The sequence below is a fragment of the Maribacter luteocoastalis genome, from assembly GCF_048890225.1.
GTDB lineage: Bacteria > Bacteroidota > Bacteroidia > Flavobacteriales > Flavobacteriaceae > Maribacter > Maribacter luteocoastalis.
In genome coordinates, this window is record NZ_JBMFZG010000002.1 from 352,899 (window position 1) to 371,403 (window position 18,505).

At 33.9% G+C, this 18,505-nt stretch carries 23 protein-coding genes; 12 read left to right on the forward strand and 11 right to left on the reverse strand.

Going from position 1 to position 18,505, the window contains the following annotated elements:
- Positions 1 to 64 precede the first annotated feature (64 nt).
- Positions 65 to 1,132: an ATP-grasp domain-containing protein gene (locus ACOCEA_RS06130; RefSeq protein WP_420755330.1), complete on the forward strand. Its 1,068-nt coding sequence runs from the start codon at positions 65 to 67 to the stop codon at positions 1,130 to 1,132.
- Here the strand turns inward: ACOCEA_RS06130 and ACOCEA_RS06135 are convergent.
- Positions 1,101 to 1,538, reverse strand: a complete 438-nt coding sequence (locus ACOCEA_RS06135; protein ID WP_420755331.1) for a Rieske (2Fe-2S) protein — start codon at positions 1,536 to 1,538, stop codon at positions 1,101 to 1,103. The genes ACOCEA_RS06130 and ACOCEA_RS06135 overlap by 32 nt on opposite strands.
- 131 nt (positions 1,539 to 1,669) lie before the next feature.
- On the opposite strand from ACOCEA_RS06135, the gene greA reads away from it, so the two are divergent.
- A complete protein-coding gene (gene greA, locus ACOCEA_RS06140) occupies positions 1,670 to 2,146 on the forward strand; it encodes a transcription elongation factor GreA (protein ID WP_420755332.1) in 477 nt (158 codons plus the stop codon).
- A gap of 78 nt (positions 2,147 to 2,224) precedes the next feature.
- Positions 2,225 to 2,617 (forward strand): HIT family protein, encoded by a 393-nt coding sequence (locus ACOCEA_RS06145; protein ID WP_420755333.1) that lies wholly within the window; start codon positions 2,225 to 2,227, stop codon positions 2,615 to 2,617.
- On the opposite strand, the gene ACOCEA_RS06150 is transcribed toward ACOCEA_RS06145, so the two are convergent.
- Both ACOCEA_RS06150 and ACOCEA_RS06155 read right to left on the reverse strand, forming a co-directional pair.
- Positions 2,604 to 2,960 carry a hypothetical protein gene (locus ACOCEA_RS06150; protein ID WP_420755334.1) on the reverse strand — a complete coding sequence of 119 codons (357 nt, stop codon included), beginning with the start codon at positions 2,958 to 2,960 and terminating at the stop codon, positions 2,604 to 2,606. The genes ACOCEA_RS06145 and ACOCEA_RS06150 overlap by 14 nt on opposite strands.
- 2 nt (positions 2,961 to 2,962) lie before the next feature.
- The gene (locus tag ACOCEA_RS06155) at positions 2,963 to 4,111 is read right to left on the reverse strand and encodes a sensor histidine kinase (RefSeq protein WP_420755335.1); all 1,149 of its coding nucleotides are present in this window, start codon (positions 4,109 to 4,111) and stop codon (positions 2,963 to 2,965) included.
- Between the two features lie 126 nt (positions 4,112 to 4,237).
- Here ACOCEA_RS06155 and ACOCEA_RS06160 point away from each other — a divergent pair, with 126 nt between their 5' ends.
- Positions 4,238 to 4,612, forward strand: coding sequence for a DUF3127 domain-containing protein (locus ACOCEA_RS06160; RefSeq protein ID WP_420755336.1), 375 nt, complete (start codon positions 4,238 to 4,240; stop codon positions 4,610 to 4,612).
- A 115-nt stretch (positions 4,613 to 4,727) separates the two neighbouring features.
- Positions 4,728 to 5,378, forward strand: coding sequence for a leucyl/phenylalanyl-tRNA--protein transferase (gene aat, locus ACOCEA_RS06165; RefSeq protein ID WP_420755535.1), 651 nt, complete (start codon positions 4,728 to 4,730; stop codon positions 5,376 to 5,378).
- Between the two features lie 89 nt (positions 5,379 to 5,467).
- On the opposite strand, the gene ACOCEA_RS06170 is transcribed toward aat, so the two are convergent.
- The 6 genes from ACOCEA_RS06170 to ACOCEA_RS06195 form a co-directional block, all read right to left on the reverse strand.
- Entirely contained in the window at positions 5,468 to 6,052 is a 585-nt protein-coding gene (locus ACOCEA_RS06170) for a hypothetical protein (RefSeq protein ID WP_420755337.1), read from the reverse strand.
- Between the two features lie 20 nt (positions 6,053 to 6,072).
- On the reverse strand, positions 6,073 to 6,750 hold the full coding sequence (locus ACOCEA_RS06175) for a DNA alkylation repair protein (protein ID WP_420755338.1): 678 nt from the start codon (positions 6,748 to 6,750) through the stop codon (positions 6,073 to 6,075).
- A gap of 30 nt (positions 6,751 to 6,780) precedes the next feature.
- A complete protein-coding gene (locus ACOCEA_RS06180) occupies positions 6,781 to 7,344 on the reverse strand; it encodes a DNA-3-methyladenine glycosylase I (protein ID WP_420755339.1) in 564 nt (187 codons plus the stop codon).
- A 32-nt stretch (positions 7,345 to 7,376) separates the two neighbouring features.
- A complete protein-coding gene (locus tag ACOCEA_RS06185; protein ID WP_420755340.1) occupies positions 7,377 to 8,339 on the reverse strand; it encodes a sodium-dependent bicarbonate transport family permease in 963 nt (320 codons plus the stop codon).
- Positions 8,340 to 8,463: 124 nt separating this feature from the next.
- A complete protein-coding gene (locus ACOCEA_RS06190) occupies positions 8,464 to 8,748 on the reverse strand; it encodes a hypothetical protein (protein WP_420755341.1) in 285 nt (94 codons plus the stop codon).
- Positions 8,749 to 8,764: 16 nt separating this feature from the next.
- On the reverse strand, positions 8,765 to 9,025 hold the full coding sequence (locus ACOCEA_RS06195) for a hypothetical protein (RefSeq protein WP_420755342.1): 261 nt from the start codon (positions 9,023 to 9,025) through the stop codon (positions 8,765 to 8,767).
- Between the two features lie 92 nt (positions 9,026 to 9,117).
- On the opposite strand from ACOCEA_RS06195, the gene ACOCEA_RS06200 reads away from it, so the two are divergent.
- Complete coding sequence (locus ACOCEA_RS06200; RefSeq protein WP_420755343.1) at positions 9,118 to 10,038, forward strand: LysR family transcriptional regulator; 921 nt, start codon at positions 9,118 to 9,120, stop codon at positions 10,036 to 10,038.
- 239 nt (positions 10,039 to 10,277) lie between these two features.
- On the opposite strand, the gene ACOCEA_RS06205 is transcribed toward ACOCEA_RS06200, so the two are convergent.
- The gene (locus tag ACOCEA_RS06205) at positions 10,278 to 10,664 is read right to left on the reverse strand and encodes a hypothetical protein (protein ID WP_420755344.1); all 387 of its coding nucleotides are present in this window, start codon (positions 10,662 to 10,664) and stop codon (positions 10,278 to 10,280) included.
- 411 nt (positions 10,665 to 11,075) lie between these two features.
- On the opposite strand from ACOCEA_RS06205, the gene ACOCEA_RS06210 reads away from it, so the two are divergent.
- Genes ACOCEA_RS06210 through ACOCEA_RS06235 form a run of 6 tightly spaced genes read left to right on the forward strand, consistent with a single transcriptional unit; the run spans position 11,076 to position 17,756 of the window.
- Positions 11,076 to 11,750 carry a TetR/AcrR family transcriptional regulator gene (locus ACOCEA_RS06210; RefSeq protein ID WP_420755345.1) on the forward strand — a complete coding sequence of 225 codons (675 nt, stop codon included), beginning with the start codon at positions 11,076 to 11,078 and terminating at the stop codon, positions 11,748 to 11,750.
- A gap of 5 nt (positions 11,751 to 11,755) precedes the next feature.
- Positions 11,756 to 13,429 carry a peptidase domain-containing ABC transporter gene (locus tag ACOCEA_RS06215; protein WP_420755346.1) on the forward strand — a complete coding sequence of 558 codons (1,674 nt, stop codon included), beginning with the start codon at positions 11,756 to 11,758 and terminating at the stop codon, positions 13,427 to 13,429.
- A gap of 4 nt (positions 13,430 to 13,433) precedes the next feature.
- The gene (locus ACOCEA_RS06220) at positions 13,434 to 14,786 is read left to right on the forward strand and encodes an HlyD family secretion protein (RefSeq protein WP_420755347.1); all 1,353 of its coding nucleotides are present in this window, start codon (positions 13,434 to 13,436) and stop codon (positions 14,784 to 14,786) included.
- A gap of 2 nt (positions 14,787 to 14,788) precedes the next feature.
- The gene (locus tag ACOCEA_RS06225; protein ID WP_420755348.1) at positions 14,789 to 16,192 is read left to right on the forward strand and encodes a TolC family protein; all 1,404 of its coding nucleotides are present in this window, start codon (positions 14,789 to 14,791) and stop codon (positions 16,190 to 16,192) included.
- Positions 16,193 to 16,211: 19 nt separating this feature from the next.
- Complete coding sequence (locus ACOCEA_RS06230) at positions 16,212 to 17,090, forward strand: YitT family protein (protein WP_420755349.1); 879 nt, start codon at positions 16,212 to 16,214, stop codon at positions 17,088 to 17,090.
- Positions 17,091 to 17,120: 30 nt separating this feature from the next.
- Positions 17,121 to 17,756: a thioredoxin family protein gene (locus ACOCEA_RS06235; protein ID WP_420755350.1), complete on the forward strand. Its 636-nt coding sequence runs from the start codon at positions 17,121 to 17,123 to the stop codon at positions 17,754 to 17,756.
- Here ACOCEA_RS06235 and ACOCEA_RS06240 read toward each other — a convergent pair.
- A complete protein-coding gene (locus ACOCEA_RS06240) occupies positions 17,739 to 18,467 on the reverse strand; it encodes an energy transducer TonB family protein (RefSeq protein ID WP_420755351.1) in 729 nt (242 codons plus the stop codon). The genes ACOCEA_RS06235 and ACOCEA_RS06240 overlap by 18 nt on opposite strands.
- Positions 18,468 to 18,505: the final 38 nt, after the last annotated feature.

The window sequence follows — 18,505 nt, forward strand, 5'->3', positions numbered from 1 at the left end:
GTGAATCAAAATCTAGAAAGTATTTATTTAAAGTAAAATTGTGCAAAGTTATATTCTATAATAAATGAAAATTTTAATAACAGATGGCGAAAGCGACCATGCCTTAAATGTTCTCCATTGTTTTAAAAGAAGAAAGGGCTTAATCATTTATGTTTTATCGAAAAAGAAAATTAGCCTTGTTAGATTTTCTAGATATTGCCACAAATTTATTTATTATCCTCCTTTCGAATCAGAAAATGATTATTTAGAATTTATAAAATCTATGATTCAAGAGTATAAGATAGATGTGCTCTTTCCAGTTGATGAGGATGGAATCCAATATATTTCTAAGCATAGTTTAAAATTTCAAAACCTTTGTAAGATTGCACTAATACCTAAAAGTGAACTTTCATTAAAAGTATCTGATAAATGGACTTTCTATAAAGCTTTAAAAGGTTCTGGTGTTAACCTGCCAGACACTTTTCTTATTGATGAGGTAAAGGAAATATCATGCCCGCTAATCTTAAAACCCAGAAGGGGGAAAAGTGGTGAAGGGATATATTTAATTAGGAATTTAAAGGAAATAGAACAACTAAAGATTTTAAAATCAGAATATATTGCACAGAAATTCATAGAAGGATATGATATAGACTGTAGCTTTATTGCAAGAAATGGAAGTGTTTTGGCCTTAATTGTTCAAAAACCAATTAGAAAAAATAACGCCTTAAATTTTGAACCAGCAAAAGATTTGGAAATTTGCAAAAATGAGCAAATTAAAAGTTTAATAGAATCTGTTGTCAAAGATCTTTCCTGGAATGGCGTAGGACATGCCGATTTAAGATATTGTATAGAAACTGGGAAATTCTATTTAATTGAAATTAATCCTCGTTACTGGTCTTCAATACTTGCTTCCTTAGCCGCTGGAATTAATTTTCCTATGCTGGCATTGGATTTAAATCCGAAAGCTCAATTTGACTTGGAGAGCTATAATGCCATACATTTTTTAGGGATGAAATCTGAAATCAAAAGAATAATTTTAAATAGAAGAAAAAAAACACCTTCAGATTTTTCAAGTCTTTACCACTTTATCTATGATCCAATGCCTTATTTTACATATAAGGTCAATTGGTTACTACAACGGTACTTCCACTAAATGTCGCTCTATATTCCAACATGTCATAATAGCGGTTACCATCATCCGGTCTATTCAATTGCTGACCTGTGAACAAGCTATATTCATAACCCTCACAAGAGCAAGTAGCTATTTGACCATTTAGAGTCATTGTTGAGCAATTATTAGCTGCATGGTTAGGACAACTCGCCTCGAATGCCCTATATTGATTAAAACCCGAATTGATTATAAAGATTCCTTTCGTGCCAATACCATCGGTGGTAATTAGCACAGTACTTCCTGTATTGGTCAACGGACTATATAATGGTAAATTCAAATTCGCATCAAAACGGAAATTAATCTCTTGTAAATATGGGTTTCTGTTGGTGCTGTTTTTTTCACAAGAAGTAATAAACATTAAAAATATGAGTGTTAAAATAGGTTTCATGTCCATATTAGTTTTGGGAACGCTTAAGCAAAAGTGCATAATTTTTATGTATATTTGCGTTAAATCCTCTCTAAAAGGCCTCATTAAAAGGCAGTTGAAGAGGATTTTTCCTATTTATAAAAGACGATGTTATGAGTAATATATCTTACTATACGGCAGAAGGTTTAAAAAAGCTCAAAGATGAGCTTAATTACCTTAGGGATGTAGAACGTCCTAAAGCATCACAAGCAATTGCAGAAGCTAGGGATAAAGGGGATTTGTCTGAAAACGCTGAATATGATGCGGCCAAGGAAGCACAAGGCTTACTGGAAATGAAAATTTCCAAAATGGAGGCCACTCTTGCCAATGCAAGATTAATTGATGAATCCCAATTAGATACTTCAAAGGTTTTGGTTCTATCTACAGTCAAACTTAAGAACCAAATCAATGGTATGGAAATGAAGTATAAATTGGTTGCAGAAAGTGAGGCGGATATAAAAACGGGAAAAATATCGGTTAGTTCTCCTATTGGTAAAGGATTATTAGGTAAAAGTGTTGGTGATACAGCAGAAATTACGGTTCCTAATGGCACTTTAAAATTTGATATTCTAGAAATTACAAGGGAATAAGAATTCATATTTACTTATATTTAATCCTATTATTCACTATGATTAATAGGATTTTTTATTTTCTTAAAACAAAACAGTATGCCAACGATATTTACTAAAATTATTAGCGGGGAAATACCATGTTATAAAATTACCGAGGATGATTCATTTTTGGCTTTTTTAGACATTAATCCTAATGCAGTTGGGCATACCTTATGTATACCAAAAAAAGAAGTAGATAAAATTTTTGACCTTGATGAGGAAACCTATTTGGGCTTAATGCGTTTTTCCAGAAAAGTAGGTAAGGCCATAGAAAAAGCAATAGATTGTAAACGTGTTGGCATCACTGTTATTGGTCTAGAGGTGCCACATACGCACGTTCATTTAATTCCATTAAACAGTATGAAAGACGCTACATTTCAACAAAAAGTATCGTTGACCAATGATGAGTTTAAGGAAATTGCAACGCAAATACGTTCTAATATTCAATAGTCCCTCCAAGCAAAAAATAGATAACAACTGCAACTAAAACAGTAATAACCAACATAAGGATATAAAAAAATAAGGTTGGCTTAGAGGATTTTTTATCCGGGACCACTGTTTTTTGGTAGTAATTGAACATGCGCTCAATATCATCGGTCCATTTAACAGGATAGATCATTGAGCTACACTTTCTACATACAATTTGATTGGTAATCTCATCCGTTGTTTTATGAAAAAAAGTTCCGTAAGTATGTTTTTGATAAAAAGATAGTTTCAAATCCTGATTAAAACATTCTGGACAATTATTGTTAAGGTCCGCTTCCTTTATCAGATTCAATTTTTCTTTTGCCATAGTTATAACTTTGCTTTGAGGGAAATTTGCATTATAGTTCCTTCCTTTCCTGAAGAAAGGACTTTTATTTTACCATCATGGTATTCTTCTACAATTCTTTTTACCAAAGATAGGCCTAATCCCCAACCTCGTTTTTTGGTAGTTACACCAGGGTTAAAAATGGCAGAAAAATTGCTCTTTGGAATACCATGACCTGTGTCGGCAATTAGTATGTGTACAAATTTGCCTTCTGGTACTATTTCTATAGCAATACTGCCTTTACCACGCATGGCATCAATGCCATTTTTAACAAGATTCTCTATTGTCCAATTGTAAAGAGAACTATTTAAAAGTACCGACATACTATCAATTTGTGACTTGAAAGTAAAATGAATTAGCTTGGAACTTCTTTTTTTCAAATACTCATATGCTCTTTTTGTTTCTTCTACAATATCACTTTCATTGAGTTTTGGAAGCGATCCAATTTTTGAAAAACGATCAGTAATGGTTTGCAACCGATCTATATCCTTTTCAATTTCTTTAGGGATATCTGGGTTAATGTTTTCTGCTTTTAACAATTCGTTCCAACCCAAGAGAGAAGATAAAGGAGTCCCTATTTGGTGTGCTGTTTCTTTGGCCATACCCGCCCATAGTTTGTTTTGCTCGGAAGCCTTGTTTGTTCTGAACAAGAAGTAAATTACGGTGCCAAATAAAAATATGATAAGTAATAGTGCAATAGGGTAAAATTTTAGTTTATTTAAAACTTCAGAATTGCCATAATACAAAGTAGCCAAATGCTCTCCTTGTTGATCTATGGCGATTGGCGTGTTCTCATTTTGAAATTTCTGTAATTTCTTAAGAATATAGAGACTGTCCTTAGCCTTCTCTTTTGGAATATTATTTACCCTAATAGAACTGTCTTTATTAATAAGAATCATTGGGGTAGAAGTATTGTTTTGAAATACCTTTAAGTGCAAACTTCCCAAATCTACATCTTCTGCAGATTGTAGGAATTCTGATTGTGCAGTGGCCCATATCTCCATTTTTAATCGCTCTTCTTCCTTAAACTTTTTAAAAAAACTATTAGTATTCCAAAGTATAAGGCTTACAACAATAAATGAGCCGATTAACAAAAATATGCTTGTGGTCTTGTTTTTGGGATTAAAATTCATCCAGTGTTTTTCTATTACTAAAGATAACCCAATTTGTAAATAATTGTTGTGTTGGAATTTTGCTTCATTATTTTATAACCGCTTCATTTTATGTATTTTTGTTTTTTAGATAAAAGAGAATTTAAGATGGAAATAGAAGGAAAAGTTAAAGTTTTAGGTGATACCCAAACCTTTGGGAACAACGGGTTTAGAAAACGTGAGATTGTAGTGACAACAGATGAGCAGTATCCGCAGCATATTATGGTAGAATTTGTGCAGGATAAATGTGATTTGTTGAATAGCTATAGTGTTGGTCAGGACGTAAAAATCAGCATTAACCTAAGAGGAAGGGAATGGACCAATCCACAAGGAGAAACGAAGTACTTTAATTCTATTCAAGGATGGCGTATTGAAAGCTTACAACAGGCACAGCCTGAGGGGATGCCTCCAGTACCGCCTATGGAAGCTTTTGAACCAGCTGATAATTTAAACGAAGAAGATCATGACGACCTTCCTTTTTAAGGTCGGCAACACTACTTTTTAGATAAATAAAGAACTTGTTTGACTTAATTAGTTAAACAAGTTTTTTGTTTTTTGACCTTTTTATTAAATTGAAAATGAATATTTGGAAAAGGAGATGACAAAGAATCCTATTTACTTTCTATCCGATAGGTTGTATTTTCCACCAGTTGGGGAAGCCAATGAAGAAGGTTTGTTGGCAGTAGGTGGAGACTTGTCTCCAGAACGGTTGTTATTAGCTTATCAGGAGGGTATTTTTCCGTGGTTTAATTCAGATTCCCTTATCATGTGGTGGAGTCCAGAACCCAGAATGGTATTGTATCCAGAAAATATAAAAATTTCAAAAAGCATGCGCAAGGTACTAAGTGACAATGTTTTTACAGTTACGGTAGATACTTGTTTTGAGAAGGTGCTCGAGTATTGTGCTTCCGTTAGAAGAAATGATCAAGATGGTACTTGGATTACCAAAAATATGAAAGATGCTTATATAGAAATGCATCGGCGAGGAATTGCAAAATCATACGAAGTATGGCAAAATGAAGAATTGATCGGAGGTCTATATGGTATTGACCTGGGAACAGTTTTTTGTGGAGAAAGTATGTTTAGCCTAAAAAGCAATGCCTCTAAATTCGCATTTATAAAACTCGCCCAAGAGCTAAAAGAAAAGAACTATAAATTAATAGATTGTCAACTGTATACAGAGCATTTAGCAAGTTTGGGTGCAATAGAGATTTCAAGGAAGGAATTTATAAAACTGCTAAAGGCTTAGCACCAATATTGATGTACTCTTCTAATCAAATGGCGCCCTAAAACGATAATAAATTCACTGGACCATAAACTAGTTATTTTTTTTAATTTTTAATATAGCACATGGTCATAATTTGCAGGAAGTGATTGTTTGATGTTTTTGAATTTACCTTGCGCATCAAATTGAGCTTCAAGGCCAACATGTTTTTTGTCTTTTTTTCCAGCAATACTAAATTTGTAATTTATGGATGGCAGCAACATGTTTTGAAAGGCATTTTTTAAGGTAATGTCCAAAAGTTCACTAGAATTGGAAGGATATTGTTGTTGGATACTTTTGATTTTATAGGTGTCAAAATAGGTATTTAAGTAACTTGTCATTTCCGAAAAAGCATCAGTAGGGATGTCTACTTCTGTAATACGGATTTCTATAGTCTCCAAAATACCATCTTCATTAAATACTATGTTATACCAGAGTTTTGCTTTTTTAAATTTCGCTTCAAAATTGGTATTGGCACTATCTATTTCCTTATAAAACTTCAATCTTTTAACACCATCCAACTTATCTTGTATCATTACAAGGGCATTTTCTGGAAATTGGGATTTTCTAATTCTAAATTCCTGTTCATACTTACCTTGGCCTAGACCTATAAATGTTCCAGAAAATAAAACTAAAATAAAGTAGAATATGTTTTTCATGATGTTTAAAGTTAGTGCAATTAGGACAACAAACGTAACGCTTCTCGCTTACTTAAAGGAGTAAGATTATTTTTGGCAACAAAATTAATTACCCAATTTGGATTTGTTTTACTGTATTCACGCAATACCCACCCAATGGCCTTATTTATGAAAAATTCTTTGGAGCCCAATAGTTTTTTGATGATGTATTCAAGTCTTTTTATGTCTATTTTATCCTTGCTTTTTAATTGATAGAGTATACAGCAACGTTGTAACCATATATTGCCTGAAGACAACCACTTTTCAATTGCGGAATCTATTAGAGATGGGTATAACTTAAAATAAGCGCTCATCAGCTTTGCCGCAATATAATCTACCGTATCCCACCAAGATTTATGGGTTACCATATATTCTAAAAGAGACAAATCTTTTATTTCAAAAACTCTGGTGTATTTTGAAACCAATTCTTGTGCAAAAAGTTGAAATTCCCTTTCTGGTTTGTTCCATAATATGGTAACAATAGTTTCCAGTTCTGATTTAGGAGGCAGATACTCATTAGCTAAAAGTGGTTTTTGTAGTGTACGACGTTTAGGTGTTTTTATTCCGAAAAACTCAAACTGATCGCGCATATATGCTTTTTGTCCAGCAGCTATTTTAGCGTTTGAATTACACTTAAATTCATGTTCTAAAGTTTGGATGTAATTGTTTATTAGTACCATGTTCAAGATGATAAAACAGGGAATGGGAATCTAAACCTCACGATATCTATAACAGCCTAATTCATGATCGTTTACCATACCGGTTGCTTGCATAAAGGCATATACTATAGTGCTTCCTACAAACTTAAACCCTCTTTTTTTAAGGTCTTTGCTAATTTTATCCGATAATGGTGTAGTGGCGGGTGCTTCTTTGTAATTTAATATGGTATTTATAATGGGCTTGTCATCTACAAAATCCCAAATGTAGTCGCTAAAACTTCCAAATTCATCTTGAACGTCCATAAAGGCCTGTGCATTGCTTATGGCTGAATTAACCTTTAATTTATTACGGACTATGCCTTCATTTTGTAATAAGGATTGGATTTTGGAATCATTATATTTTACAATTATCTTATAATCAAAATTATCAAAAGCCCCCCTGAAATTTTCCCGTTTGCGCAAAATGGTAATCCAGCTAAGCCCCGCTTGAAAAGTTTCCAATATCAAAAATTCAAATAGTGTGGCATCATCCTTTACAGGCACACCCCATTCTTCATCGTGATAGGCTTCATAAAGGGAATCACCTTTGCACCAGCCACATCTTTTGTTTTCCATATAAAACTTATTATTAAAGATATGCGAATAAATTAAAAGTACTGAACTATACAAAGATAAAGTGGCATGCCCAAGGTTATATTAAAAGGAAAGGTTATTGCCAATGCCATCGGCAAATACAAGCTAGGATTTGCCTTTGGCGCAGCCAAACGCATGGCGGCAGGTACGGCTATATAGGATGCACTGGCCGCTAAAATGGCAAATAAGAGTCTGTTACCCATACTGTCTGTTATTACAGAACTGATTAGGGCTACAGTACAACCATTAATTAATGGAATGACTACAGCAAATAATAAAGCAAACCAACCCTTTTTCATAAAATCATTAAGTTTTTTACCACTACTAATGCCCATATCTAAAAGAAATACTGCTAAAAATCCTTTAAAAATATCTGTTGTAAAAGGTTTTATACCCATAGCCTGATGGTCACTGGCCAGAAAACCAATACAAAGGCTCCCTATTATAAGCAATACACTACCATTGGTAAGTGAATGTTTTAAAACAGATGAAAGGTTTATTTTGTCTTTATTCTTTTTTTGAAAATAGGACATCAAAAGAACGCCAACAATTATTGAAGGAGCTTCCATCAAAGCCATGACGGCTACCATATGTCCGCCAAATTCTATTTGTTCAATCTCTAAGAAGGATATCGCCGTTACAAAGGTTACAGCACTAACAGAACCATAGGCTGCTGCAATAGCCCCAGAATTGGCCACATTGAATTTTTTTCTCAAAATAAAGAAAGCGTATATAGGTACAAAAACGGCCAAAAAAACACCAAATAAAAGTGACCATAGAATCTCCATGTCCAAATTGCTATGCGATAGTTCTACACCACCCTTAAAGCCAATTGAAAACATTAAATAAAGAGAGATGAACTTTGATGAATTGGGAGGTATTTCCAAATCGCTTTTTAATTGAACAGCAACTATACCCAAGAAGAAAAATAGTAGGGCTGGGTTGGTTAGGTTGTCAAGAAGTAAATTTAAATCCATTAATAGTAATGAGGTAATTATTTTGTTAATTAGGCAAATAAAAGCCTTCAATCCTAAGTTATATTTTTGGAGTGAAGGCCTTTTGTACTGTTTTTAGGATGATTTTATCTTATCGTAAATTAGATTAATCTTCAATTACTAAGACAATAGAACTATTAATCTTAAGATTTTTACCATCTCTCCTAGCAAGAGAAATGAAATCCTTTACAATGTTCTTATCATACTCTAACTCATTAATTCTTTCTGAAGGCTCCTCAGTATCGCCATCTGGGTGCACAGCATAAACCGATAAGCGTTCTAATTTGTGAAAATTTATTTTATGCTCAAAAAAGGCAATAAGCAAGTCTGAAGCTTCTGATGGTGTAAAATTTCCTTTAATAAGATCTACTGATTGTGTTGAATTTTCCATGATTTATTTTTGGGAGTTAATTAATTTTTCTTTTATCTAAATTTTCCTCTTGTTCATAAAGATTTACCACTTTAGAGAAATCCGTTTTCCTATCCCTTCCTTTAAGTACCATGACTATAGATATAATGGCTATCGCAATGGCTAATTCCTTTAGGAACAATTGGTCGTTTACATAGGAGAAGGATAGAATAAAAGCTGCAAAGACTATGGCTAAAATTGTCTTGAATAATTGAAACCGGTTCTTATTTTTCTTTTTTAATTGTATTACGTCTTTCATTTTAGTCTGTTTTTTTATTGACACGGCAAAGGTGTAAATCTTATTCGATTAAATTTTATTTATATTTATTATGAAAAACATAAATAAAATTAATGAACTATACATTGCACCAACTTCAGGTGTTTCTTAAAGTAACTGAAAAACAGAGTATTACACTTGCGGCAGAAGAGTTGTTTTTAACACAACCGGCGGTGTCAATACAACTAAAAAATTTTCAAGATCAGTTTCCAATTCCGTTAACAGAGGTAGTTGGTAGAAAGCTCTTTGTTACAGATTTTGGCCAAGAAATTGCAAAAGCCGCTGAAAAAATATTAAATGAGGTACATGCTATAAACTATAAAACATTGGCATATCAAGGAAATCTATCAGGTCGGCTAAAACTCTCTGTGGTATCAACGGGAAAGTATGTGATGCCTTTTTTTCTAAATGATTTTATGAAGGACAATAATGGACTGGAGCTTATTATGGATGTAACTAATAAGTTAAAGGTAGTTAGGGCTTTGGAACAAAATAAAATTGATTTTGCATTGGTTTCTGTTTTGCCCGATAATTTAAAAATAGAGGCTGTTCCCCTTTTGGATAATAAATTGTTTTTTGTAGGAAGTGGAGAGTTAGTGCATGAAAACCTTTCTAAAAAGCAACTTTTTGAAACGCGACCTTTAATTTTTAGGGAGCCAGGTTCGGCTACAAGAAACGCTATGGAAGATTTTATAGCTAAAAATAAATATAGATCTATAAAAAAAATGGAGCTTACTTCAAATGAAGCTGTTAAACAAGCTGTTGTAGCCGGTCTCGGATATTCTATTATGCCATTAATAGGAATTAAAAATGAGTTAAAAAATAAAGACTTAAACATTGTGGAAGTAAAAGGCTTGCCATTAAGCACTACTTGGAATTTAGTTTGGTTAAGTTCAAAAAAACTATCACCTGCCGCAAATGCTTTTTTAAGTTATATAAAGAAAGAAAAGGAGCATATTATTGAGGATTGTTTTAGTTGGATCAAAGACTATTGAAATAGGAAGCTGCTATTCTTCTTAAAATTTCCATTTTTGCTTTATATTTAATTTCGAAATTGATATAACGTACTACAAATTATATAGGTTATTTGAACAAGTTAATATTCTATGTATTGCCCTTCATAATACAAAAACATATACTAGTAAATTAGGGAGTCATTAAAAAACGGCCCAGCTCCCCATTATATAATGGTAAAAGGAATTTCTAGGCCGTATTGGAGAACAAAAATCTAGTATTAATTATTGGCCAAGGATTCTTTAGATAGATTTGGTTGTATAAGTTCATTACTTTCAATAGCCTTACTTAAGTTTGCTGAAACATAGGTATAGCGATTAAAGAATTTCCCACCTGCTATGGGGGTTAGTTTGGCCATTTGATTACCTTTAGTGTTAACATATGACAATTTGATCTTTACTGCAATTCCATTTAGGCTTTTATAATTAGCTATAGCGCCCCTTTTTATGATAAAGTTGGTGCGGGGAAAATCTATATGGTCAAAGGGCATGTTTTGCTTTTTGTTAATTATCAAAATAGCTCCATCAGTAACCATTTTGGAATTATCCTGACCAATCAGGTTTAAGGATGCCAGTATCAAAACAAAAACAAACATTACATTTCTCATAATAATAATTTAATATTTAGGGTTCTACTTCGTTTTACATCTTCTTTGGAATCGTTTCTTCATTTATAGGAGTGTATGAATCGTAAAATGTTATGATCTTTTTTCTGTTTAGGACTAAAATTGCATTGCCATAACGTGTCTGATATATCCTCTTATTTTTTTGAAATATGTCATTTATTAGACTTGCTAAACCTCTACATCATATAGCTTTTGGCACACTATTTTTTAACTAATGATAATTTTAAAAATCAATAAAATGACAATAAAATACTCGTATAAATATATTATTCCAATTTTAAACACAAAATAGTAATAAATCCACAAAAAATACAATTACTATCGTTAATGATTAGTTAAACTATCATATTATGATAGTTATACTATTATATTTGCATGGTAATATTGTTAGTTATGGAACATTTACTTAAAACGGTAAAAATTGTTATAAACGATAAAATATTTGTGAAAGACCCTGAGTCATCAGATTTGGGTAAAAGAATTATTAAACAAAGCATTATAATGATTAACGAAATGGGATTTGAAAGCTTTACGTTTAAAAAATTAGGTGTAAACATAAATTCCAATGAAAGTTCTATATATAGATATTTTGAAAACAAGCACAAACTGTTGCTTTACCTTACCTCGTGGTATTGGGGATGGATGGAGTATCAATTGGTTTTTGCTACCAACAGCATAGCTGATCCAAAGTTAAAACTAGAAAAGGCTATAGAGGTGGTAACCAAAACCACCGTTGAGGATTCTTCCTTTTCACATATTAATGAGGTACTTCTAAATAAGATAGTAATTAATGAATACTCTAAATCGTACTTGACCAAAGAGGTTGATGTTGAGAACAAAGAAGGTTATTTTGTAATCTATAAACGATTGGTGAATCGTTTAAGTAATATGATAGGTAATTTTAATTCGGAATACAAGTACGCCTCAAGTTTGGCCAGTACAATTTTGGAAGGTTCTTTGCATCAAAACTTTTTAAATGATCATTTTAATTCTTTGACCAATTGCCATGACAATCAAAGTACCACACAGTTTTTTCTTCAATTAACTTTCTCATCACTTAAACAATAAGTTTTATGTCTAAAAATATTATGACCCCATGGCAAAGGATGCTGGGAATGTTGCGCTTGGACAAACGGGATATCTTACAAATTTTTTATTATGCCATTTTCGCTGGAATTGTGAGTTTGTCACTTCCCTTGGGAATACAGGCGATAATTAATCTTATTCAAGGGGCACAAATAAGCACTTCATGGATAATACTTGTCATTCTGGTAACCTTGGGTGTGGCATTCGTAGGAATTTTACAGTTAATGCAATTGAGGATTATAGAGAATGTTCAGCAAAAAATATTCACTAGGGCATCATTTGAGTTTGCATATAGGTTTCCTAAAATAAAAATGAGTGAGTTACATAATTATTATCCTCCTGAACTAGCAAATCGCTTTTTTGACACCTTAACCATACAGAAGTCGTTGTCAAAGGTGCTTATAGATTTTCCTGCGGCTTTGCTGCAAATTGTTTTAGGGCTATTGTTACTTTCTTTCTATCATCCTTTTTTTATCATATACGGGATACTCCTTTTAGGCCTTATCTACATTGTATTTAAGTTTACTGCACAAAAAGGTTTAGACACTAGTTTGGATGAATCAAAAAACAAGTATAAAGTAGCTCACTGGTTACAGGAAATAGCAAGGTCCATTATAAGCTTTAAACTTTCGGGAAAAACATCACATGCAATCGACAAAAATGACACTTTGGTTTCGAGATATTTAGATGCAAGGGAAAGTCATTTTAGGATTATAGTAATTCAATTCATCCAGATGATTGGTTTTAAGATTCTGGTTACGGCCGGTCTTTTATTAATTGGTGGTTTATTGGTTTTAAATCAGGAAATGAATATTGGTCAGTTTGTGGCAGCGGAAATTATTATTCTACTGGTTATCAATTCCGTTGAAAAACTCATTCTTGGTCTGGAAACTTTCTATGACTTACTTACTTCTTTAGAAAAAATGGGTCAAGTAGTGGATAAGGAACTGGAACCTCAAGAAGGAGAGATTCCTTTTAAGGAGAACGAGAGTTTTACGGTAGAATTGGAAGACATTCATTATAAATTGCCGGATACCGGCAAAGGAATACTTAATGGTATTAATTTAAAGATAACACCAAACAGTATTATATATTTAAAGGGGGGCAGGGATTCTGGTAGAACGAGCCTATTACGTGTCATAGCTGCAATTTTGGAACCCGATTCTGGTGGCATGTATGTAAATAATGCTTCTATCAAGGGGATGAACCTAAATTATTATCGTTCGCATTTAGGGCAGTCCTTATTAGAGGAGTCTCCATTTGAGGGTACTATATTGGACAATATTACTTTTGGTAATGCCTCTATTTCCCAAGATCAAATTTATTGGGCCATGGAGAAGGTTGGCCTTACCAGTTTTGTAAAAGAACAACCCAATGGCTTGAAGACTGTTTTATATCCTGAGGGAAAACAAATACCATATATTGTTTCAAAAAAAATAGTCTTGGCAAGAAGTATCGTAAGCAAACCTAAATTATTGGTGCTCAAAGATCCATTGGATCAATTTGGTAAGGAGGAGGCCAATAGGATCATGAAATTTTTAACAGACCCAGAAAATGGATGGGCTTTATTGGTGGTTAGTGAAAATGATTCATGGTCAGATTACTGTAATGGTATAGTGACCTTGGAAAAAGGTAAGGTTGTAAACGAAAAATACAAATAAGGTTATGTTGAACATTTCAAACAATAAGCTTAATAAAAAAGTTTCCCTAGATCGATTTGCTTCGGTACAGAAAGTTTTTCATCAAAGGCATTACAAGCATTTTAATCGATTTTTAATGGCTTTTACTATTATAGGGGTCATAGTGCTATTCTTGCCGTGGACTCAGTCTATTAGTGGGAGTGGCTATTTGACCACTTTAATGCCTGGACAAAGACCACAAACCATACAATCCCCAATACCTGGGCGTATTGAAAAATGGTATGTCCAAGAGGGTGACTATGTTAAAAAAGGGGATACCATATTATTCATTTCTGAGATCAAGAACGAATACTTTGACCCAAGGCTTGTAGAAAGAACAGGTCAGCAAATAAGGGCAAAGGAAGCATCAGTTACCTCTTATGGTGGTAAAGTCAAAGCCTTGAACAATCAAATTGCAGCATTAACCAATGAACGTAGTTTAAAGCTGCAACAGGCAGAGAATAAATTAGTACAGTCCAGATTAAAGGTACAGAGTGATAGCATAGATTTAGAGGCGGCCAAAACAAATATCTTAATAGCCCAACGTCAATTTGACCGAACGGAACAATTACAAAGTGAGGGCTTAAAGGCGGTGACCGATGTGGAGGAAAAAAGGTTAAAGCTCCAGGAAACACAAGCAAAACTTGTATCGCAAGAGAATAAATTGTTGGCAGCTAAAAATGAAGTCATTAACGCCCAAGTAGAAATAAATAGGGTTAAGGCAGCATATACCGATAAAATATCCAAAGCACAAAGTGATATGTTTACGGCACAGTCCAATCAATATGATTCGGAGGCACAGGTAACCAAATTGGAAAATCAATATACCAATTATGAAATGCGTAGTCAGATGTATTACATAAGGGCTCCGCAAAACGGGTATATCAATAAAGCCATACAGGCCGGTATCGGTGAAACTTTTAAAGAAGGTGATCGTTTGGTAGGCATTATGCCATCAGACTATGAAATGGCAGTAGAGACCTTTGTTGAACCAATTGATTTGCCATTAGTCCATTTAGGAGAGAAAGTAAGAATACAATTTGATGGATGGCCTGCAATTGTCTTTAGCGGTTGGCCCAATGTATCATATGGTACTTACGGTGGTAAGGTAGTAGCTATTGAAACCTTTATTAGTGATAATGGTAAATACAGAATTCTATTGGCACCGGATGAGGACGATCATGAGTGGCCTAAAGATTTAAGGGTGGGTTCAGGTGCTAGAACTATTGCTTTATTGGAGGATGTACCTATTTGGTTTGAGTTGTGGCGACAGTTAAACGGTTTCCCGCCAAATTATTATCAACCTCAGGGTGCACAAGCAAAACCAATTAAAAAATAAACATGAAGAAGTATATTCTTGGTCTATTTTTTGGTCTGGGCCTTATAATTCAGGCTCTAGGGCAGGACTCAGCTAAGCTCAAGTTTAATGAGTATTTGGGTTATGTGAAGAAATTCCACCCAATTGCTAAACAAGCTGATTTGACCATTGGAATGGGGCAGGCCAACCTTATGAGATCAAGAGGTGGTTTTGATCCGAAAGTAGAGGTAGACTATAGTCGAAAAGAGTTTAAGGGTACGGAATATTATGACCGGTTAAATGCAACGTTTAAAATTCCAACTTGGTATGGTATCGAGCTTAAAGGAAATTTTGAGCAAAACGAAGGCGCTTTTATTGATCCGGCGGAAACCGTGCCCGAAGATGGTTTATATAGTGCTGGTATATCAGCATCATTATTGCAAGGGTCTTGGATTAATGAGCGTATGGCGACCTTAAAAAAGGCTAAGTTTTTTAGGGAGCAAAGCAAGGCCGATCGGGATCTGTTGGTTAACCAGGTATTGTTTGAAGCTTCCCTTACATATTTCAAATGGCTACAGACCTATAAGGATAGTAAGGTTTTCTCTAATTTTTTAAACAATGCACAAGTACGTTTTGAGGGAATTAAAAAGAGTGCTTTGGCCGGAGATAAGGCGGCGATTGATACTGTTGAGGCAAAAATAGCTGTGCAAAATAGGGCATTGGAGTTAGAACAGGCCAATGTAAAATTTAAGAATGCCTCGTTAGAACTTTCTAACTTTTTATGGTTGGGAGATAATATTCCTACAGAATTGCAGCCCAATGTAATACCAGATGACAATCTTGATTTGGAAATAGACACGACTTTAGAAATTCTAGGTAAACCCCTAGATAGCTTCACCTTGGAGAATCATCCCAAATTAAAGTCCTTAAGTTATAAGGTAGATGGTTTACGGGTTGACAAACAACTGAAGACCAATAAGCTATTGCCTACATTAAATGTGGAATATAATTTTTTGACAGAAAGCCCAGAATTTATAAACTCATTTGTAACCGAGCAATATAAAGGAGGCTTAACATTCCAGATGCCCTTGTTTTTAAGAAAAGAAAGAGGAGATCTTAAATTGGCTAAAATTAAACTAAGGGATGCCCAATATGAATTGGATAACGCTGAAATCCAGGTGAGGAATAAAGTACTCGCCATTTATAACGAGTTGGATTCCTTTGAAAGACAAAACGACTTGATTTATAATATTGTTTCTAATTACAATACCATGCTGGCTGCAGAGGAACGCAAATTTAGCTTTGGAGAAAGCTCGCTATTTCTTATTAATTCTAGGGAAAGCAAACTTATTGATGCCGTATTAAAACAAAATGCCGTTCAGAACAAGTTTTATTCAGCAAAGGCCAAATTATTTAATAGCTTGGCAGTGAATCCAGAGAATTTATAATGAACTCAATCAAAAAAATATGCAGTTAAATCAATATAAGCAGCAGGTAAATTATAAGTTGCTTATTATGGATTCCTTTTTCATTATTTCTGGGATTTTTCTAGCTGCCTTTGCCTTAGAAAGTTTTTTGTTACCAAATAAATTTATTGATGGTGGTGCAACGGGAATATCATTGCTTATTGCAGAAACATCTGCAATACCCTTGTATGTATTAATTTTAATAGTAAATGTTCCTTTTGTAATGCTAGGTTACCATGTGATTGGTAAAGTATTTGCTTTTAAGACCGCTTTGGCTATTTCTGGTTTGGCCCTAGTGCTACTACTTGTTGATTTTCCAGAAATCACCCAAGATAAACTGTTGGTTGCCGTTTTTGGCGGGTTTTTTCTTGGTGCAGGAATTGGACTTTCTGTTAGGGGAGGCAGTGTTTTGGATGGTACAGAGGTTTTGGCAATTTTTTTGAGTAGAAAAATAGGTACAACCATTGGCGACATTATTATCCTTATAAATATTTTGGTCTTTTTGGCGGCCGCATATCTTTTGTCTATAGAAACGGCATTGTATTCCATGTTAACGTATTTATCGGCCTCCAAAACATTGGATTTTGTCATAGAGGGTATTGAAGAATACACGGGGGTAACCATAGTATCTGATGCAAGTGAGGCAATTAGGTTGATGATTATAGAAAAATTGGGGCGTGGCTTAACTATATATAAGGCAAAAGGAGGCTACGGAAGGCATGGAATCCATAAGGAATATGATGTAATTTATACGGTAATTACCAGATTGGAAATTCGTCGTCTTACTATTGAAATTAGCAAGATAGATTCAAAAGCTTTTGTAGTAATGGGTAAGATAAATGATACACGTGGAGGAATGATAAAGAAACGCTCTTTGTAATGAATTGTCGTCCAATGCTACTAAGCTCTAATGGATACAAAAGTAAAAACGGTCAATGCGAAATCAACTGTGGATCTTGTGAACAAGGCTTTGACCAAAGCAATATCTTACCGTGAATATAGAGATTTGGTTAATAGGTTAGTTCTAGAAAATAAGCCTACTGGCCCTAATCAGACGGATTCATATATTCATTATACCCAATTAAATACCCATCGAATGAAACGATGGGACAAAGTTTTGAAGTTTGATCAAGAATCGGTTCAAAAAATCAATCAGCTAAATGAAAAATTAGATTGGTTGGTTTTAACTGAAAGTTGGTGCGGTGATGCTTCACCAGCTTTACCTTTAATGAACAAAATAGCAGAAATAAATCCGAACATCAAATTAAAAATTATCCTTCGTGATGAAAACCTTGAGCTTATGCAGCAGTTTTTGACTCAAGGTGCTTTGTCTATACCTAAATTAATTCAAATTAACATAAATACCAATGAAGTCATAGGCACATGGGGTCCACGTTCCACTAAAGCCACTAAGTTGGTTGAGGATTATAAGGCAGAACACGGAATGTTAAGTGCTGAATTCAAGGAAAGTCTTCAGTTATGGTACAATAAAGATAAAGGACAAAGTATTTTGGAAGATTTATTAGAATTATTTCCCTTGAAATAGATAGGTAATTGTTCCTTTTTGTGTAGCTCTTTCTGAAGGGCTAAATTTTGCCTTCAAGGCATATGCAATGGCATTATCTACCAAACATCCGTTAGAAGTTCCAGAACTTTTAGCGTTAAAATCGGCTTCGGTTACATAGCCCAAAGCATCTACTTCTATGTTTATAACTACTTTTCCACCTTCGATACAAGTATATATTGGAGGTGGTAACTTATAACTGTTTCTATCTATTAAAGAATACGAAATGGAGGTTCTTTTATCCGCCAAGTTATTGGTAAATTCTTCTTTTTTAGCCTCTTTTTCGCCAAGTGATTGTTTTATTTCTTCACGCTTTTTAGCTAATTCTTTTACTTTGGCGGCATATTCGGAATCTGAAATGAGTTGGTCAGAAACTTCACTATCGTTCATGGCTTCTTTTTCCTCAAGTATTTCCTCAAGGGTTTTAAGTGGTTCAGGATTACCATAGCTTGGCTTTGCAGTTTCGTTAAAGGCCATATGACTTTTTATGGGGTCTGCATTGGAAAGCTCTTCGTGCAGTTTTTCTTCTTGCTCTAATTCTTCAATACGTTCTTCGTCCAAAACCATTTCAACAACATAGTCTTCATCTTTTTCTTCCTCAGCACCTAAATGAATATTATAGAGTACCAACACAATTATAGCCATTGAAAAAATGGTGATAATTAAAGAAAGCTGTTGTCTATTTAAGTTCATGTTTATATAACCTCAATTTTCAAAAAATATTACAGAAA

Excerpts from the sequence above, each read along its gene's own strand:
- ACOCEA_RS06130 (WP_420755330.1), top strand. The coding sequence starts at position 65 with ATGAAAATTTTAATAACAGATGGCGAAAGCGACCATGCCTTAAATGTT.
- ACOCEA_RS06135 (WP_420755331.1), bottom strand. The coding sequence starts at position 1,538 with ATGAAACCTATTTTAACACTCATATTTTTAATGTTTATTACTTCTTGT.
- greA (WP_420755332.1), top strand. The coding sequence starts at position 1,670 with ATGAGTAATATATCTTACTATACGGCAGAAGGTTTAAAAAAGCTCAAA.
- ACOCEA_RS06145 (WP_420755333.1), top strand. The coding sequence starts at position 2,225 with ATGCCAACGATATTTACTAAAATTATTAGCGGGGAAATACCATGTTAT.
- ACOCEA_RS06150 (WP_420755334.1), bottom strand. The coding sequence starts at position 2,960 with ATGGCAAAAGAAAAATTGAATCTGATAAAGGAAGCGGACCTTAACAAT.
- ACOCEA_RS06155 (WP_420755335.1), bottom strand. The coding sequence starts at position 4,111 with ATGAATTTTAATCCCAAAAACAAGACCACAAGCATATTTTTGTTAATC.
- ACOCEA_RS06160 (WP_420755336.1), top strand. The coding sequence starts at position 4,238 with ATGGAAATAGAAGGAAAAGTTAAAGTTTTAGGTGATACCCAAACCTTT.
- aat (WP_420755535.1), top strand. The coding sequence starts at position 4,728 with ATGACAAAGAATCCTATTTACTTTCTATCCGATAGGTTGTATTTTCCA.
- ACOCEA_RS06170 (WP_420755337.1), bottom strand. The coding sequence starts at position 6,052 with ATGAAAAACATATTCTACTTTATTTTAGTTTTATTTTCTGGAACATTT.
- ACOCEA_RS06175 (WP_420755338.1), bottom strand. The coding sequence starts at position 6,750 with ATGGTACTAATAAACAATTACATCCAAACTTTAGAACATGAATTTAAG.
- ACOCEA_RS06180 (WP_420755339.1), bottom strand. The coding sequence starts at position 7,344 with ATGGAAAACAAAAGATGTGGCTGGTGCAAAGGTGATTCCCTTTATGAA.
- ACOCEA_RS06185 (WP_420755340.1), bottom strand. The coding sequence starts at position 8,339 with ATGGATTTAAATTTACTTCTTGACAACCTAACCAACCCAGCCCTACTA.
- ACOCEA_RS06190 (WP_420755341.1), bottom strand. The coding sequence starts at position 8,748 with ATGGAAAATTCAACACAATCAGTAGATCTTATTAAAGGAAATTTTACA.
- ACOCEA_RS06195 (WP_420755342.1), bottom strand. The coding sequence starts at position 9,025 with ATGAAAGACGTAATACAATTAAAAAAGAAAAATAAGAACCGGTTTCAA.
- ACOCEA_RS06200 (WP_420755343.1), top strand. The coding sequence starts at position 9,118 with ATGAACTATACATTGCACCAACTTCAGGTGTTTCTTAAAGTAACTGAA.
- ACOCEA_RS06205 (WP_420755344.1), bottom strand. The coding sequence starts at position 10,664 with ATGAGAAATGTAATGTTTGTTTTTGTTTTGATACTGGCATCCTTAAAC.
- ACOCEA_RS06210 (WP_420755345.1), top strand. The coding sequence starts at position 11,076 with ATGGAACATTTACTTAAAACGGTAAAAATTGTTATAAACGATAAAATA.
- ACOCEA_RS06215 (WP_420755346.1), top strand. The coding sequence starts at position 11,756 with ATGTCTAAAAATATTATGACCCCATGGCAAAGGATGCTGGGAATGTTG.
- ACOCEA_RS06220 (WP_420755347.1), top strand. The coding sequence starts at position 13,434 with ATGTTGAACATTTCAAACAATAAGCTTAATAAAAAAGTTTCCCTAGAT.
- ACOCEA_RS06225 (WP_420755348.1), top strand. The coding sequence starts at position 14,789 with ATGAAGAAGTATATTCTTGGTCTATTTTTTGGTCTGGGCCTTATAATT.
- ACOCEA_RS06230 (WP_420755349.1), top strand. The coding sequence starts at position 16,212 with ATGCAGTTAAATCAATATAAGCAGCAGGTAAATTATAAGTTGCTTATT.
- ACOCEA_RS06235 (WP_420755350.1), top strand. The coding sequence starts at position 17,121 with ATGGATACAAAAGTAAAAACGGTCAATGCGAAATCAACTGTGGATCTT.
- ACOCEA_RS06240 (WP_420755351.1), bottom strand. The coding sequence starts at position 18,467 with ATGAACTTAAATAGACAACAGCTTTCTTTAATTATCACCATTTTTTCA.